Origin of the sequence: Bacteroides sp. AN502(2024) (genome assembly GCF_041227145.1) — a bacterium.
Taxonomy (GTDB): Bacteria; Bacteroidota; Bacteroidia; order Bacteroidales; family Bacteroidaceae; genus Bacteroides.
The window spans coordinates 666,253-683,205 of record NZ_JBGFSP010000003.1 but is presented as its reverse complement, the minus strand read 5'-3'; the positions used below and the strand labels follow the sequence as shown (position 1 = coordinate 683,205).

Below are 16,953 nucleotides of genomic sequence, written 5' to 3'. Positions count from 1 at the left end.
ACGGATACAAAGTTACTATACTTTTCCTTATCTTTCTTATGAAGTGGCATAAAACATCTCTTTTTTTCCATATCTTTGTCGTCTCCCGTATTGGCGGGAATTTGAGAACAGAAAAAACTTGAATCATGGTAAGAATACTGATAGCTTTGTTTTTATGTTTTCCGGCTGTTGCATTTGCACAAACTTATCAGCAATTGTCCGAAAGGGCCATTGAATGTATCGAGAAAGACAGTCTTTCTCAAGCGGAGGAACTTTTGCTTCAAGCTTTGAAGTTGGAACCGAAGAACGCCAAAAATGCGCTGCTTTTTTCCAACTTGGGTTTGGTGCAGCGTCGTTTGGGTAAGTTTGACAAAGCGCTGGAATCTTATTCTTTTGCACTGAATTTTGTTCCTTTGGCAGTTCCTATTTTACTCGACCGTGCCGCCATTTATATGGAAATGGGAAAAACAGACCGTGCTTACACCGATTATTGTCAGGTCCTTGATGAGGATAAGCAGAACAAGGAAGCCTTATTGATGCGTGCCTATATTTATGTGCTCCGCCGGGATTATCCGGCTGCGAGGATCGATTATAACCGTTTGTTGGAATTGGATCCGCAGAGTTATAGCGGTCGTCTGGGATTGGCTACTCTGGAGCAGAAAGAAGGAAAATTCCGGGAAGCTCTTGAAATTCTGAATAAGATGATTACGGCCACTCCTGACGATGCGATACTTTATATTGCCCGTGCCGACGTGGAACGTGAAATGAAGCATGAAGATTTGGCATTGGTTGATTTGGAGGAGGCGATCCGGCTGGATGCCGCCTCGGCTGATGCTTATCTGTTGCGCGGAAATATCTATCTGGCTCAAAAGAAGAAGGTGTTGGCTAAAGCGGATTTTGAAAAGGCAATCTCTTTGGGAGTACTGCCTGCCGATTTGCACGAACAATTGCAGCAATGTAAGTGAAGTTATTAATAAGCCTATTATATCTCTCCGGTTTATATAAGTGAGAGGCTTTTGTTATGGGTATTGGTTCGTTCCACCTATGTTTCCCTTTCGTTCTACCTAGGTGGAACTAAAGGGAAACATAGGTGGAACGAAAGGATAACCCGGGTGGAACGAATAATAGTTAGTCAGTTGATTCGTCAATTTATACGATTAAAGAAATGCTTTTATTCTACGAACTGTCTAATCAGATTTACGAAATCCTTTCCATATTTCTTTTTCTTATATTCTCCGATACCGCTGATTTCTCCAAACTCTTCGATCGTGGTGGGACGTGAGATGCAAAGTAGATGCAAGACTTTGTCTGACAAGACGATATAGGCGGGCAATGCTTCCTGATCGGCAAGCTGTTTTCGTAATCCTCGCAGTGCTTCGAACAAATCTTGGCTTTCGCCGCCTGTCGCACCGAAAGGAAGTTCTTTGGCGACAACCACTTTGGACTTTTTACCTTTTCGGGTAACAGCTTCCTCATGTTGGATAACGACCAATGCCGCTTGCGTCCTTCCGAAGAGAACATTGCTTCCACTTGACGTTATCTTGAGATGATTGTTCTCGTTATAAGCTATTTCAAAGTAGCCGAGTTGCAGCATTTGAAGTAGATAGTCTTGCCAGTCACGAGGAGGAATGTCGCGCCCGGCACCGAATGTTTTAAGTTGCTGATAACCTTTTCCGGTTACTTCCGCAGAATAATTTCCACGGAGAATATCAATCAACACTCCTGTGCTGATTTGTTGTTCTGTGCGGGCGATGGCACTTAATGCCTTTTGCACAATGACCGTACCGTCAAATCGTTGAGGGGGATTTTTACAAACATCACAGTTGCCGCAATCCTCAGTTGTCGTTTCTCCGAAATAGCTTAATAAGATTCTGCGCCGACAAATGTCTGCTTCTGCGTATTGCTGCATGCGTTGAAGCTTTTCCAGATTGATATTCTGCTGATTGCTTTCCGATGCGAATTTCGTCAGTAATAGCAAGTCTCCCAATGAATAAAACAGGACAGTGCTACTGGGCAGACCGTCTCGCCCGGCACGTCCTATCTCCTGATAAAAGCTTTCCATACTTTTAGGCAGGTTATAGTGTATGACCCATCGGACGTTTGATTTATCAATCCCCATTCCAAAAGCAATGGTGGCACATACCACCTGTATGCGGTCGTTAATAAAATCATTTTGTGTTTCATTCCGGTGTTGAGTGGATAATCCGGCGTGATAAACACCGCAACGGATGCCCTGCTTCTGTAACATTTGTGCGACGGCTTCTGTCTTACTTCGGCTCATGCAGTAAATAATCCCACTTTCTCCCCCGTGGCGGTGGATAAATTTTAAGATAGCCTTGTTCTTTTCCTTCGCTTGAAACCCACGTTTCACAGTCAGGCTGATGTTGGGACGGTCGAACGAGGAAATGAAGATGCGTGGATGGTTAAGATGCAGTTGCCGTACAATGTCTTCGCGCGTGATTTTATCCGCAGTGGCAGTTAGTGCGACAATCGGTATTTGCGGAAATTGTTGGTGGAGCACTCCCATCTGTGTATATTCCGGACGGAAATCATGTCCCCATTGCGAAATGCAATGTGCTTCATCAATGGCAAACAGAGAGATGTTCATATCCCGTAACAAATAATCCTTTTCTGCCAAAAGTTTCTCCGGTGAAATGTAAAGCAACTTCAGTCGACCTTCGATGCAGGCACGGCGCAGATGGATGTTTTCCGTTTCGTCATTACTGCTATTCAGTGCGCCGGCAGCGATACCATTTGCCAGCAATGCTTCTACCTGATCTTTCATCAATGAGATGAGTGGAGAAACGACGATGGTGGTACCTTCGCAAAGCAGTGCGGGAAGTTGGTAGCAGATCGATTTCCCCCCACCGGTAGGCATTAACACCAGTGCATCCTGTCTGTTCAGGATGTGGCAGATGATTTCTTCTTGCAGTGGACGGAAACTATCGTATCCGAAATATGTCTTTAGAGTTTCTCTCAGTGATGTTGCTTTATCCATGCCGCAAAGGTACATTTTTCTTCGGCAATTTTTATCATGGGTAGATGGCTGTTTCTGATATGAATGACAAATAAGTTAAAGTTTCTTATTATTCGAGTCTATTCCTGACTTTTTCAAGGTTTTTGATTTTTTTATTAGAAAAAACTGCACAGAATAATTGTTTGTTTAAAAAAAAAGTAAGACATTTGTAACATATTATGTTGCAAATGAGCAATTATTAATCAATGAACAAACCCTAACCCGTTAATTCAATGAGTGATTTAGAGAACAAGAAAACGGAAGAAACTCCGAAAAAACGTCCCTACAATTTGAGGGAGAAGAAAGAGAAGAAGGCTGCATATAGGTCTTTGATCAGACCGGAATTGGCAGACGAGTTGTATGATAAGATTTTGAATATTATCGTTGTACAGAAGAAGTATAAGGATCCTGATTATTCGGCTAAGGACTTGGCAAAAGAGTTGAAGACGAACACTCGTTATCTTTCTGCTGTAGTAAACTCACGCTTTGGCATGAACTATTCTTGCCTGTTGAATGAATACAGAGTAAAAGATGCTTTGCATTTATTGACTGATAAACGTTATGCCGACAAGAATGTAGAAGAAATTAGCGCCATGGTTGGCTTTGCAAATCGTCAATCTTTTTACGCTGCATTTTACAAGAACATAGGTGAGACTCCTAACGGATATCGCAAAAGACACATGGAGAATAAGAAATAATTGTGCGTTCTGAAACCGAACAAAAGGAATTACCTCTGAAGGACATATTTTGGAGATAATTCCTTTTCTCATTTTTATTAATCAATACTAACATTATGAGAAAACATCTGATTTTTATGACAGTGGCCGCCACGCTTTTAACATCGTGCGGAGGAAGTAAAACAACAACTGCTAAAGCAGAAAAATTTGATTATACAGTGGAACAATTTGCTGATTTACAAATATTGCGTTATAAGGTTACCGGATTTGAGGAACTGACGCTGAAACAGAAGGAGCTGGTTTATTACCTGACAGAGGCTGCTCTGGAAGGAAGGGATATATTGTTTGACCAGAATGGGAAATATAATTTGAGAATCCGTAGGATGCTCGAAGCAGTATATACAAACTATCAGGGAGATAAAACAACGCCTGATTTTAAGAATATGGAGGTGTACTTGAAAAGGGTATGGTTCTCCAATGGTATTCATCATCACTATGGTGCGGAAAAATTTGTACCTGACTTCTCGCAGGAGTTCCTGAAACAGGCTGTGCTCAGTCTGGATGCCCAGTTACTTCCGTTGGAGAAAGGGCAGACTGTCGAGCAACTTTGTGCTGAGCTGTTCCCGGTGATTTTCGATCCGGCGATTATGCCGAAACGGGTCAATCAGGCGGACGGTGAAGATCTGGTGTTGACTTCTGCTTGCAACTATTATGATGGAGTGACGCAGAAAGAGGCGGAACATTTTTATGGCATGCTGAAAGATCCGAAAGATGAAACGCCGGTTTCTTATGGACTGAACAGTCGGCTGGTAAAAGAAAACGGGAAGTTGACGGAGAAGGTTTGGAAAGTAGGCGGGCTCTATACACAGGCAATTGAGAAGATTGTTTATTGGCTGAAGAAAGCGGAAGGTGTGGCAGAGAATGAGGCACAGAAAGCTGTTATCACCCAACTGATTCGATTCTATGAAACCGGTGATTTGAAAGATTTTGATGAATATGCGATTCTTTGGGTGAAAGACCTTGACTCACGCATCGACTTTGTGAATGGGTTTACCGAAAGTTACGGCGATCCTTTGGGAATGAAAGCGAGCTGGGAATCTTTGGTGAACTTCAAAGATCTGGAATCGACACACCGTACGGAGATTATCAGCAGCAACGCGCAATGGTTTGAAGATCATTCTCCGGTTGATAAGTCTTTCAAGAAAGAAAAGGTGAAAGGCGTATCGGCAAAAGTGATCACTGCTGCTATTCTTGCGGGTGATCTTTATCCGGCAACTGCCATAGGTATTAATCTGCCGAATGCCAACTGGATTCGTGCTCACCATGGTTCCAAATCGGTGACTATCGGAAACATAACGGATGCTTATAATAAAGCTGCCCATGGAAATGGATTCAACGAAGAATTTGTTTATAGTGATGCGGAATTACAGCTGATCGATGCCTATTCTGATGTAACGGATGAGCTTCATACGGACTTGCATGAATGTCTGGGACACGGTTCCGGTAAGTTGCTTCCGGGGGTAGATCCTGATGCGTTGAAGGCTTATGGCTCTACCATCGAGGAGGCACGTGCCGATTTATTCGGATTGTATTATGTGGCCGATCCGAAGCTGGTGGAATTGGGACTGCTCTCTTCTCCCGATGCTTATAAGGCTCAATATTATACTTATCTGATGAATGGATTGATGACACAACTGGTACGTATCGAACCGGGAAATTGTGTTGAAGAAGCTCATATGCGTAATCGCCAGCTGATAGCCCGTTGGGTATTTGAAAAGGGGACTGCCGATAAAGTGGTGGAATTGGTGAAAAAAGACGGAAAGACTTATGTGGTGATTAATGACTATCAGAAGGTACGCCAACTTTTCGGTGAATTGTTGGCTGAAATCCAGCGCATTAAGTCGACAGGTGATTTTGAAGGTGCCCGTGCATTGGTAGAAAACTATGCAGTAAAAGTGGATCCGGTTTTGCATGCAGAAGTTCTGGAACGTTATAAAAAGCTGAATTTGGCTCCTTACAAAGGCTTTGTGAATCCGAAATACGAGTTGGTGACAGATGAAAACGGAAATGTCACGGATGTCACAGTCTCTTATGATGAAGGTTATGCAGAACAAATGCTGCGTTACAGCACAGATTATTCTCCGTTGCCTTCAATAAACAACTGATTTGAAATGGATATTAGAGAACAATTAAAAGATATCAAGACACAGCTCCGTCTCTCAATGAACGGGGCTGTGTCCCAAAGTATGCGTGAAAAAGGGCTGGTTTATAAACTCAATTTCGGAGTAGAATTGCCTCGCATCAAGATGATTGCCGGAAGTTATGAGAAGAATCATGAGTTGGCGCAGGCTTTGTGGAAAGAGGACATTCGTGAATGTAAAATTCTGGCAGGGATGCTTCAGCCGGTTGAAACATTCTATCCCGAGATAGCCGACATCTGGGTAGAAAATATCCGGAATATCGAAATAGCCGAACTGACTTGCATGAATCTCTTCCAGCATTTACCGTATGCTCCTGCCAAGTCTTTTCACTGGATTGCAAACGAGCAAGAGTATATACAGACTTGCGGTTTTCTGACTGTCGCCCGTCTTCTGATGAAGAAAGGCGATATGACCGAACGTGCCTCCGGTGAATTACTCGATCAGGCAATCTGTGCCGTACATTCCGACAGTTATCATGTTCGTAACGCTGCTTTACTGGTTATCCGCAAATATATGCAGCATAGTGAGGAACATGCTTTTCAAGTATGTCGTCTGGTGGAAGGAATGGCTGATTCTACCTTGGAAGGAGAACAGATGCTCTACAACATGGTGAAGGAAGAGACCGAAGAATAATATACCCATTACTTATTTCGAAGAATTTTTTTGCTTTCCGCAAAAAAGGCTTAACTTTGTTCGCACTAATTTTGGCTGATGATGGAAATTCAAAACGTGAAAGATATAGTAAGGCAGATATTCACGGAATATCTCACAGCGAACGGGCATCGTAAGACTCCTGAACGCTACGCCATACTCAATACTATTTATTCTATCGACGGTCATTTCGACATTGACATGCTTTATTTGCGGATGATGGTTCAGGAGAACTTCCGGGTGAGCCGGGCAACAATCTATAACACCATTATCCTGCTTATCAACGCACGGCTGGTCATTAAGCATCAGTTCGGCACCTCTTCCCAATACGAAAAATCATATAATCGCGAGACACATCATCATCAGATATGTACTCAATGTGGTAAAGTGACCGAGTTTCAGAACGAGGAATTGCAGCATGCCATTGAAAATACGAAATTAAGCCGCTTCCAGCTTTCACATTACTCCTTATATATATATGGGGTATGTAGTAAGTGCGACAGAGCTAACAAACGGAAAAAGATAAATAACAACAATAAAAAAGAAAAATGAAAGTAGATGTTCTATTAGGATTACAATGGGGCGACGAAGGTAAAGGAAAAGTAGTCGACGTTTTAACACCTAAGTATGATGTGGTTGCCCGTTTTCAGGGCGGTCCGAATGCCGGTCATACGCTTGAGTTCGAAGGACAGAAATATGTGCTTCGCTCTATTCCTTCCGGTATTTTTCAGGGAAATAAGGTAAACATCATCGGTAATGGTGTGGTACTTGATCCGGCATTGTTTAAGGCAGAAGCAGAAGCACTTGAAGCATCAGGGCATCCGCTGAAAGAACGTTTGCACATTTCAAAGAAGGCCCATCTGATCCTTCCGACACACCGCATTCTGGATGCTGCTTATGAAGCAGCCAAAGGAGATGCCAAAGTAGGAACCACCGGCAAAGGGATCGGCCCTACTTATACGGATAAAGTTAGCCGTAACGGTGTTCGTGTTGGTGACATTCTTCATCATTTCGACCAGAAGTATGCTGCTGCGAAGGCTCGTCACGAGCAAATTCTGAAGAGTCTGAATTATGAATATGACCTGACAGAACTGGAAAAAGCCTGGTTGGAAGGTATCGAATACCTGAAACAATTCCATTTTGTAGATAGCGAACATGAAGTGAATAAGCTGTTGAAAGATGGTAAGAGCGTTCTTTGTGAAGGAGCCCAGGGTACTATGCTTGATATTGATTTCGGTTCGTATCCGTTTGTGACCTCTTCCAATACCGTATGTGCGGGAGCCTGCACCGGACTGGGAGTGGCGCCTAACCGTATCGGTGAAGTGTATGGTATCTTCAAGGCATATTGTACTCGTGTAGGATCAGGACCGTTCCCAACAGAACTGTTTGATGAAACAGGTGACAAGATATGTACTTTGGGACATGAATTCGGATCGGTTACCGGACGTAAGCGTCGTTGCGGATGGATCGACCTGGTAGCGCTGAAGTATTCCGTTATGATCAACGGGGTTACCAAATTGATTATGATGAAGAGCGATGTACTCGACACTTTCGAAACCATCAAAGCTTGTGTCGCTTATAAAGTGAACGGTGAAGAAATCGATTATTACCCGTATGACATCACAGAAGGGGTGGAACCTGTGTATGCGGAACTTCCCGGCTGGCAGACGGATATGACTAAGATGCAGAGTGAAGACGAATTTCCGGAAGAGTTCAATGCTTATCTGACTTTCTTGGAAGAGCAGCTTGGGGTAGCAATCAAGATTGTTTCCGTAGGACCGGACAGAGCACAGACCATCGAACGTTACACTGAATAATAATTGACTTATTATATGGAGGAAAGGCGGGGATTGAAGAAAAAACTCCGCCTTTCTTATTCAAGCTTTTGTATATCATTATGAATGAACAGAAAATAAAGAATGCCTTATGAAAACACGGTTTATTACTTTTCTTTTATTGCTCGCAATGGGCGTTAGTGCATTTGCACAGTCTTCTTCTTACCAACCTACCGAAGAGAATCTGAAAGCACGTCAGGAATTTCAGGACAATAAGTTTGGTATTTTCCTTCATTGGGGATTGTATGCCATGCTTGCTACCGGTGAGTGGACTATGACAAACAATAATCTGAATTATAAGGAATATGCCAAACTGGCAGGCGGCTTCTATCCTTCCAAGTTTGATGCGGACAAATGGGTGTCGGCTATCAAGGCTTCGGGGGCGAAATATATCTGTTTTACCACTCGTCACCACGAGGGATTTTCCATGTTTGATACCCAGTATTCGGATTATAATGTAGTGAAAGCGACTCCTTTCAAGCGTGATATCGTGAAAGAACTGGCAGCCGCTTGTGCGAAGCATGGAATCAAGCTTCATTTCTATTATTCGCATCTCGACTGGGTACGTGAGGATTATCCTTGGGGACGTACAGGACGGGGAACGGGACGCCCGAATTCGAAAGGAGATTGGAAAAGCTATTATCAATTTATGAATAACCAATTGACAGAACTGTTGACAAACTACGGTCCGATAGGCGCTATTTGGTTTGATGGATGGTGGGATCAGGATCAGAATAAAGATTTCGACTGGGAATTGCCTGAACAATACGCATTGATTCATAAACTCCAACCGGGATGCCTTATCGGTAATAATCATCATCAGACACCTTTTGCGGGGGAAGATATTCAGATTTTTGAACGTGACCTGCCCGGTGAAAATTCAGCGGGTCTTTCGGGACAGGATATAAGTCATCTGCCGTTGGAGACTTGCGAAACGATGAATGGTATGTGGGGATATAAGATTACCGACCAAAATTATAAGTCTACGAAAACATTGATTCATTACTTGGTGAAAGCAGCCGGTAAGAATGCTAATCTGTTGATGAATATCGGTCCTCAACCCGATGGGGAACTCCCTGCGGTAGCAGTGCAGCGTCTGGCAGAGATGGGAGAGTGGATGGAGCAGTATGGCGAAACTATCTACGGAACACGTAGCGGCGCAGTTGCCCCGCACGACTGGGGAGTGACGACACAGAAAGGCAATAAGCTTTATGTGCATATCCTCAATCTGAAAGATAGAGCGTTGTTCCTGCCTTTGACAGATAAGAAAGTGAAGAAAGCGGTGCTGTTCAAAGACCAGTCTCCGGTCCGCTTTACCAAAACGAAAGCAGGTGTTTTGCTGGAGTTTGCCGATGTGCCGAAAGATATTGACTATGTAGTAGAACTTACAATTGACTAATTTTTAGATAATTCTTCATAAAAGCAAGGGGAAACTATTCTGACATTGGTAGTTTCCCCTTACTTTTGGCAAACTATTTGTCCATATAGATATAGAGTAATAATTAAAATGAAAAGTATATGATGGCTTATTGGGTATTATTTTTTGGAATTGCCGTAGTAAGTTGGGTGGTACAGATGAATTTGCAGAACAAGTTCAAGAAGTACTCCAAGATTCCTACCGGAAATGGCATGACAGGGCGTGATGTAGCTTTGAAGATGTTGCATGACAATGGAATTTATGATGTGCAGGTTACACATACGCCGGGACAGTTGACCGACCACTACAATCCTACTAATAAAACAGTAAATTTGAGTGAAGGGGTCTATGAAAGTAATAGCATAATGGCGGCTGCCGTGGCAGCCCACGAATGTGGACACGCTGTGCAGCATGCACGTATGTATGCTCCGTTGAAAATGCGTAGTGCACTGGTTCCAGTTGTGAACTTTGCATCTTCCATTATGACATGGGTATTGTTGGGTGGTATCTTGATGGTGAATACTTTTCCGCAGTTATTGCTGGCGGGTATTATCTTGTTCGCTATGACTACCCTGTTCAGCTTTATCACGCTGCCGGTGGAAATCAATGCAAGTAGACGTGCATTGGTTTGGTTGAGCTCATCCGGCATTACTAATTCGTACAATCATGCACAGGCTGAAGATGCTCTTCGTTCTGCCGCTTATACGTATGTCGTTGCTGCATTGAGTTCACTGGCTACGTTGGTTTACTACATCATGATCTTCATGGGTAGAAGAGATTAATTTTTTTTATATATGTAAGCATTGCTCGAAAATTTGCCGTAAATTTGCACTGTTAAATTTATAAACAGTAATATGATGGCAGCAAAACCAAGTATTCCTAAAGGAACTCGTGACTTTTCGCCGGTAGAAATGGCGAAGCGTAATTATATATTCAATACGATTCGTGACGTATATCATTTGTATGGATTCCAGCAGATAGAGACTCCTTCCATAGAGATGCTTTCTACACTGATGGGAAAGTATGGCGATGAAGGAGATAAACTACTCTTTAAGATTCAGAATTCAGGGGATTACTTTTCCGGGATTACTGACGAAGAATTGTTAAGTCGTAATGCTGTCAAACTAGCAAGCAAATTCTGTGAGAAAGGTTTGCGTTATGACTTGACAGTACCTTTTGCCCGTTACGTGGTGATGCATCGTGATGAAATCACTTTCCCGTTCAAACGCTATCAGATTCAACCTGTATGGCGTGCTGACCGTCCGCAGAAGGGACGCTATCGTGAATTTTATCAATGTGATGCCGATGTTGTAGGAAGTGATTCGTTGCTGAACGAAGTGGAATTGATGCAGATTGTCGATACTGTATTCAGCCGTTTCGGTATTCGTGTATGCATTAAGATTAACAACCGTAAGATTCTTTCCGGTATTGCTGAAATTATAGGTGAATCGGATAAGATTGTCGATATTACCGTAGCGATTGATAAACTGGATAAAATCGGTTTGGATCATGTAAATGCCGAACTGAAAGAGAAGGGGATCAGTAGTGAGGCTATTGCCAAGTTGCAGCCGATTATTCTTCTTAGCGGTACGAATGCGGAGAAACTGGCAACATTGAAAAACGTATTGTCAGCCAGTGAAGTAGGATTGAAGGGAGTGGAAGAAAGCGAATTTATCTTGAATACATTGGAAACAATGGGCTTGAAGAATGAAATCGAACTTGATCTTACCTTGGCTCGCGGACTGAATTATTATACAGGTGCTATCTTTGAAGTGAAAGCATTGGATGTGCAGATTGGCAGCATTACAGGTGGTGGCCGTTATGATAACCTGACCGGAGTATTTGGTATGGCAGGGGTGTCGGGAGTAGGTATCTCTTTCGGTGCAGACCGTATCTTCGATGTCCTGAACCAGCTCGAACTTTATCCGAAAGAAGCTGTGAATGGAACAGAGCTTCTGTTTATCAACTTCGGTGAAAAGGAAGCCGCTTTCTCTATGGGAATTCTGGCTGAAGTGCGTGCTGCCGGCATCCGTGCAGAAATTTTCCCGGATACTGCCAAGATGAAGAAGCAGATGAGCTATGCCAATGCGAAGAATATTCCGTTTGTGGCCATCGTCGGTGAAAATGAGATGAACGAAGGAAAGGTGATGTTGAAGAATATGGAGACAGGAGAACAGAATCTTGTTTCGGCAGAAGAGTTGATTGCTGCTGTGAAGAAATAAGCAGAGACGGTGATAGGATAAATTGATTGCATAATAATAAATAAAGGTGTCGTTGAATGTAGAATCAGCGACACCTTTATTATTTAATAGATTGTACGGTTCAGAATTTGTAAGTGGGATATGATACCAGAGCTACAATCAGGATTACAAATGACGTTCCGGGTATAACTCATTCCACCATTCGGGACGGTCTTGCAGCCAGCGTGCAAACCAAGCCATGATAGAGTTGTGCCATTTGATACGTTTGTCGTAATTTGAAATGAAATGGTTTTCGCCATCCACGGTAATAAACTCTACGGTCTTGCCTAATATCTTCAGCGCATTGAAAAGCTGGATACTTTCTCCGATAGGTACATTCGTATCCACCGTGCCATGCAGCAATAATAACGGAGTGTTGATCTTGTCGGCATTGAACAGGGAACCTTGTTGGGTGAACAGTTCCGGATTCTTCCAGGGATAGCTGTCGGCAGCTGCAATCGCATTGTATGAATATCCCCAATAACCTTCTCCCCAATAGCTCGTCACGTCACTGATACCTGCATGAGATACGGCAGCGGCGAAAATATCGGTCCGGGTTTGCAGGTATTGGGTCATGAATCCACCATAAGAAGCACCGATGCATCCGATTTTTTTTGTATCCACGAAGGAATGTTCCTTGCAGAACTGTTTCGTTCCTTCGATAATATCATCTGCAGTACGCTTTCCCCAAGCATTGACGTGGCGTGCGGAAAACTCCTGACCGAAGCCGATAGTGCCGCTGGGCTGAATGACATATACTACGTAATCACGTGATGTGAACAGCTGGGCGCAGTATGGATTGCCTATACCGCGTGTCGTAGGAGTGGTACCGCCGTAATAGTAAACGATTAGCGGATACTTCTTGTTGGGGTCGAACTCGGGTGGGAGACACATCTTTCCTGTGATAACCGTTCCGTCCGAAGCCGTAAAGTTCCAAGGTTCTGTTTTTCCTAATTCTATTTTGTCCAGAATCGGTTTCATCGGGTCGGCAAGCAGGCGGGAAGTCTTTTTCTTCATATCGTAGAGGTAGGCGACTCCTGAAGTGCTATCCGATTGACCGATATAGGCGGCAATAGCCGGATTATATTCAGACAAGGTGAAATCGTTGACGACATCTGTTTCAAGGTTCAACTTTTCGAAATTACCGTTTTTCGGAGAATAGCGGTAGATATTTTTGCAATCACCATCGTCTGTGTTGAAGTAGATGCAACCGTCGCCGCGGTTCCATTGCAAGGGGCTGACAGTAGGGTTGAAGTCTTTGGTTATCGGTTGGATTTTGCGTGTAGCTAAATCCATGATAAAGGCTTGCGTGTCGAAATCATTGGCAATGGGGTGGGGACCGCAATTCTTGCCGATACCGCCGAAGGCTTCGGGGCTTGCAGTCAGTAGCAACTGTTTTCCGTCCGGTGAATAGCTGGCACCACCGAGAAATCTTTCATCATGGAAAAGCGTATCTACTTTCAGAGTCTCCAGGTTTACCAAATAGAGAGAAGACAAAGAGAAAGGACGTTGGGTGATATTTTCTTTGGAAGTGCTGTATACCATGTATTTCCCGTCAGGAGAAATATCCTGCAGATAAGTGCTGTGATTACCGTAAGTCAGCCGTTCGGAAACTCCGTTGGTTAGGTCATATTTGGCCAAGAAGCTGCGTCCTCGGGTATTGGGAATACGGTCTGCCGGACTTACAATGCGGTGGAGAGGACCTTCTTCCTTTACTCCTTCCTCTTTGGGATAATAAATAAGGAAGTCCTCATTGGGCGACCAGGTGAAACTCTGTTCGGGGATTCCTTTTAAAATAACCTCTTCGTGGAGTGTCGCTGGGTCGAGTGTGATTACATCGTTTCCACTTAGGGCAGTGACGGTATAATACAGCTTGTCACTTTTCGGCATCCAGCGCATACCGTCCCTTGCGTTGTCCAAAAGAACTTTTCCGGTTTTCAGATCGCTGAGTTCGCAATAAGTGCGCGACCGTTTGGCGGAATGGTTATTCCAATAACGGGTTAATAAATATTTTCCGCTGGGAGAGATGGCGACAGAAATCGTTCGGTTGCCATATACGGTATTATCAAGCGAGAAACGTTGTTTGGCATCGGGAGAAAGTGTGCAGGCAATCTCCTTGAATTTCTCGTCTTTAATCAGTTCACATTTCAAGGTTGGGGTGGCTTTGTCTGTCGAAGCGGAAAGTAATTTGAATGTAATTTCATAATCGCGTTCAGGCTCCATGTTGATAGCTATTTCGCGGGAAGAGGCGGAGGTGATACTGTCTTGGGCAGTGTCTTTTGTCTGTCTGGAAACTCCGTCGATAAAGATTTCCCAACGAACGGGAGAAGTCACTTTCAGTTTCCCTTTCAGGAAGCGTTCTGCACGTATTTGCGTTTTCAGCAAGTAGAGTTTATAGTTTTTCTCCGCTTTTTCCAAGCTCAGATAACCTGCCGTATCGACAGCCAATAACTGCATTTGAGCATCCGGCAAATCCAGTACGACCGGTGTTTTGAGTAACATTTTCACCGAGTGTTTTTCTCCTTTGGGATTAATGCTGTCGTTCATAATGGGAGTGCGTACTTCGATAGCATTTCTTACTTTGTAGTGCGTCAGTTTCTCTTGTGCCCGGGCTTGGAAAGCAACCCCGGCTGCCAATAAAATGGTAAAGACCATTCCTCTCTTTTTCATGTGTTGTAAGTTAATAAAAGGATTAATATAATGAATTCGGGCAAATGTAAGGAATATGTTTTTAGCATACAACTAAATAACTTCCTTTTTTACTATTCGATTGATTCAGTATCCCACTGAGATAGGCAATGTATGTGGAAACGAACCCTTGCTCTGTCATTTTGTCAGCCAATTTCTGACAAAGAATCATTTATTTGCTTTGGCACGCTTTTCGCAGTGACTTTAGCGTTCCGCCTGAAAAGACGGGCAACATCTAACAATTATAATGTATAACTAAAATATAATAAAGTAACTATGAACATTAAACCATTAGCAGACAGAGTGCTTATCCTCCCTGCACCTGCAGAAGAAAAAACAATTGGTGGTATCATTATTCCTGATACAGCAAAAGAAAAACCTTTGAAGGGTGAAGTTGTGGCAGTAGGTCACGGTACGAAAGACGAAGAAATGGTATTGAAAGTAGGCGATACGGTTCTTTATGGCAAATATGCCGGAACGGAACTTGACGTTGAAGGTACTAAATATCTGATCATGCGTCAGAGCGATGTTCTCGCAGTTTTGGGTTAATTAATAATAGTAAATCAAATTTTAAACAGTAAATAAAGAGATGGCAAAAGAAATATTATTCAATATCGATGCCCGTGACCAATTGAAAAAAGGGGTCGATGCTTTGGCAAATGCAGTAAAAGTAACTCTGGGTCCGAAAGGACGTAATGTTATCATCGAGAAAAAATTCGGTGCTCCACACATCACAAAAGATGGTGTGACAGTAGCAAAAGAAATTGAATTGTCAGATGCTTACCAGAATACCGGTGCACAGTTGGTAAAAGAAGTGGCTTCTAAAACAGGTGACGATGCCGGTGACGGTACAACTACTGCAACCGTTCTTGCACAGGCTATCGTAGCTGAAGGTTTGAAGAACGTAACTGCCGGTGCCAGTCCGATGGATATCAAACGTGGTATCGACAAGGCTGTTGCCAAAGTGGTAGAATCAATCAAGAATCAGGCTGAAACGGTAGGTGACAATTACGATAAGATTGAACAAGTTGCCACTGTATCCGCAAACAATGACCCGGTAATCGGAAAATTGATTGCTGACGCTATGCGTAAAGTTTCTAAAGACGGTGTGATCACTATCGAGGAAGCAAAAGGGACAGACACTACTATCGGTGTTGTAGAAGGTATGCAGTTCGACCGTGGTTATTTGTCAGCTTACTTCGTGACAAATACGGAAAAGATGGAATGTGAGATGGAGAAACCTTACATCCTGATTTATGACAAGAAGATCTCTAACCTGAAAGATTTCTTGCCTATCCTCGAACCGGCTGTACAGACGGGTCGTCCTCTGCTGGTAATTGCAGAAGATGTAGATAGTGAAGCGTTGACGACATTGGTAGTAAACCGTCTGCGTTCTCAACTGAAGATTTGTGCAGTGAAAGCTCCGGGCTTCGGTGATCGTCGTAAAGAAATGTTGGAAGATATCGCTATCCTGACAGGTGGTGTTGTTATCAGTGAAGAAAAAGGTCTGAAACTGGAACAGGCTACCATCGAAATGTTGGGTACTGCTGACAAAGTTACAGTTACTAAAGACTACACAACTATTGTGAACGGTGCGGGTGACAAAGGCAATATCAAAGAACGTTGCGAACAGATCAAAGCACAAATCGGAACAACTAAGTCTGACTATGACCGTGAGAAATTGCAGGAACGTCTGGCTAAATTGTCAGGTGGGGTGGCTGTTCTCTATGTAGGTGCTGCTTCTGAAGTGGAAATGAAAGAAAAGAAAGACCGTGTAGACGATGCTTTACGTGCAACTCGTGCAGCTATCGAAGAAGGTATCATCCCGGGTGGTGGTGTGGCTTACATCCGTGCCATCGATGCTATCGAAGGTCTGAAGGGTGACAATGCTGACGAAACAACCGGTGTTGAAATCATTAAACGTGCCATCGAAGAGCCACTTCGCCAGATCGTTGCCAATGCTGGTAAAGAAGGTGCGGTAGTTGTTCAGAAAGTACGTGAAGGAAAAGGTGACTTTGGTTACAACGCTCGTTTGGACATTTACGAAAACTTGCACGCTGCCGGTGTAGTAGACCCTGCTAAGGTTGCTCGTGTAGCTTTGGAAAATGCAGCTTCTATCGCTGGTATGTTCCTGACTACTGAATGTGTAATCGTGGAAAAGAAGGAAGAGAAGCCGGAAATGCCGATGGGTGCTCCCGGAATGGGAGGCATGGGTGGAATGATGTAATTCAGGCCTTCGCTTAAGAAAA

13 protein-coding genes are annotated in these 16,953 nt (G+C 43.4%); 11 read left to right on the top strand and 2 right to left on the bottom strand.

The window, feature by feature from the left end; translation table 11 throughout:
• The first annotated feature begins 125 nt into the window (after nt 1-125).
• On the top strand, nt 126-944 hold the full coding sequence (locus AB9N12_RS02715) for a tetratricopeptide repeat protein (RefSeq protein ID WP_369889478.1): 819 nt from the start codon (nt 126-128) through the stop codon (nt 942-944).
• 206 nt (nt 945-1,150) lie between these two features.
• Here the strand turns inward: AB9N12_RS02715 and recQ are convergent, their stop codons facing one another.
• Nucleotides 1,151-2,977, bottom strand: coding sequence for a DNA helicase RecQ (gene recQ, locus AB9N12_RS02710; protein WP_369889476.1), 1,827 nt, complete (start codon nt 2,975-2,977; stop codon nt 1,151-1,153).
• A gap of 251 nt (nt 2,978-3,228) precedes the next feature.
• Here recQ and AB9N12_RS02705 point away from each other — a divergent pair, with 251 nt between their 5' ends.
• From AB9N12_RS02705 to hisS, 8 genes are all read left to right on the top strand, one after another.
• Entirely contained in the window at nt 3,229-3,693 is a 465-nt protein-coding gene (locus AB9N12_RS02705; RefSeq protein ID WP_369889474.1) for a helix-turn-helix domain-containing protein, read from the top strand.
• Nucleotides 3,694-3,788: 95 nt separating this feature from the next.
• Nucleotides 3,789-5,837 carry a dihydrofolate reductase gene (locus tag AB9N12_RS02700; protein ID WP_369889472.1) on the top strand — a complete coding sequence of 683 codons (2,049 nt, stop codon included), beginning with the start codon at nt 3,789-3,791 and terminating at the stop codon, nt 5,835-5,837.
• A gap of 6 nt (nt 5,838-5,843) precedes the next feature.
• Nucleotides 5,844-6,506, top strand: a complete 663-nt coding sequence (locus AB9N12_RS02695) for a DNA alkylation repair protein (RefSeq protein WP_369889470.1) — start codon at nt 5,844-5,846, stop codon at nt 6,504-6,506.
• Nucleotides 6,507-6,587: 81 nt separating this feature from the next.
• Nucleotides 6,588-7,076: a Fur family transcriptional regulator gene (locus tag AB9N12_RS02690; protein ID WP_369892787.1), complete on the top strand. Its 489-nt coding sequence runs from the start codon at nt 6,588-6,590 to the stop codon at nt 7,074-7,076.
• Nucleotides 7,073-8,341: an adenylosuccinate synthase gene (locus AB9N12_RS02685; protein ID WP_369889467.1), complete on the top strand. Its 1,269-nt coding sequence runs from the start codon at nt 7,073-7,075 to the stop codon at nt 8,339-8,341. Before AB9N12_RS02690 ends, AB9N12_RS02685 begins: the two co-directional genes overlap by 4 nt.
• A gap of 109 nt (nt 8,342-8,450) precedes the next feature.
• On the top strand, nt 8,451-9,758 hold the full coding sequence (locus AB9N12_RS02680) for an alpha-L-fucosidase (protein WP_369889465.1): 1,308 nt from the start codon (nt 8,451-8,453) through the stop codon (nt 9,756-9,758).
• 119 nt (nt 9,759-9,877) lie between these two features.
• Nucleotides 9,878-10,558: a zinc metallopeptidase gene (locus tag AB9N12_RS02675; protein ID WP_369889463.1), complete on the top strand. Its 681-nt coding sequence runs from the start codon at nt 9,878-9,880 to the stop codon at nt 10,556-10,558.
• 75 nt (nt 10,559-10,633) lie between these two features.
• Nucleotides 10,634-11,998, top strand: coding sequence for a histidine--tRNA ligase (gene hisS / locus AB9N12_RS02670; protein ID WP_369892786.1), 1,365 nt, complete (start codon nt 10,634-10,636; stop codon nt 11,996-11,998).
• A 144-nt stretch (nt 11,999-12,142) separates the two neighbouring features.
• On the opposite strand, the gene AB9N12_RS02665 is transcribed toward hisS, so the two are convergent.
• Nucleotides 12,143-14,671 carry a prolyl oligopeptidase family serine peptidase gene (locus AB9N12_RS02665; RefSeq protein WP_369892785.1) on the bottom strand — a complete coding sequence of 843 codons (2,529 nt, stop codon included), beginning with the start codon at nt 14,669-14,671 and terminating at the stop codon, nt 12,143-12,145.
• A gap of 309 nt (nt 14,672-14,980) precedes the next feature.
• On the opposite strand from AB9N12_RS02665, the gene AB9N12_RS02660 reads away from it, so the two are divergent.
• Together AB9N12_RS02660 and groL are read left to right on the top strand one after the other, a co-directional pair.
• Complete coding sequence (locus AB9N12_RS02660) at nt 14,981-15,253, top strand: co-chaperone GroES (protein WP_004314007.1); 273 nt, start codon at nt 14,981-14,983, stop codon at nt 15,251-15,253.
• A gap of 40 nt (nt 15,254-15,293) precedes the next feature.
• Entirely contained in the window at nt 15,294-16,931 is a 1,638-nt protein-coding gene (gene groL / locus AB9N12_RS02655; RefSeq protein WP_369889461.1) for a chaperonin GroEL, read from the top strand.
• Nucleotides 16,932-16,953 lie beyond the last annotated feature (22 nt).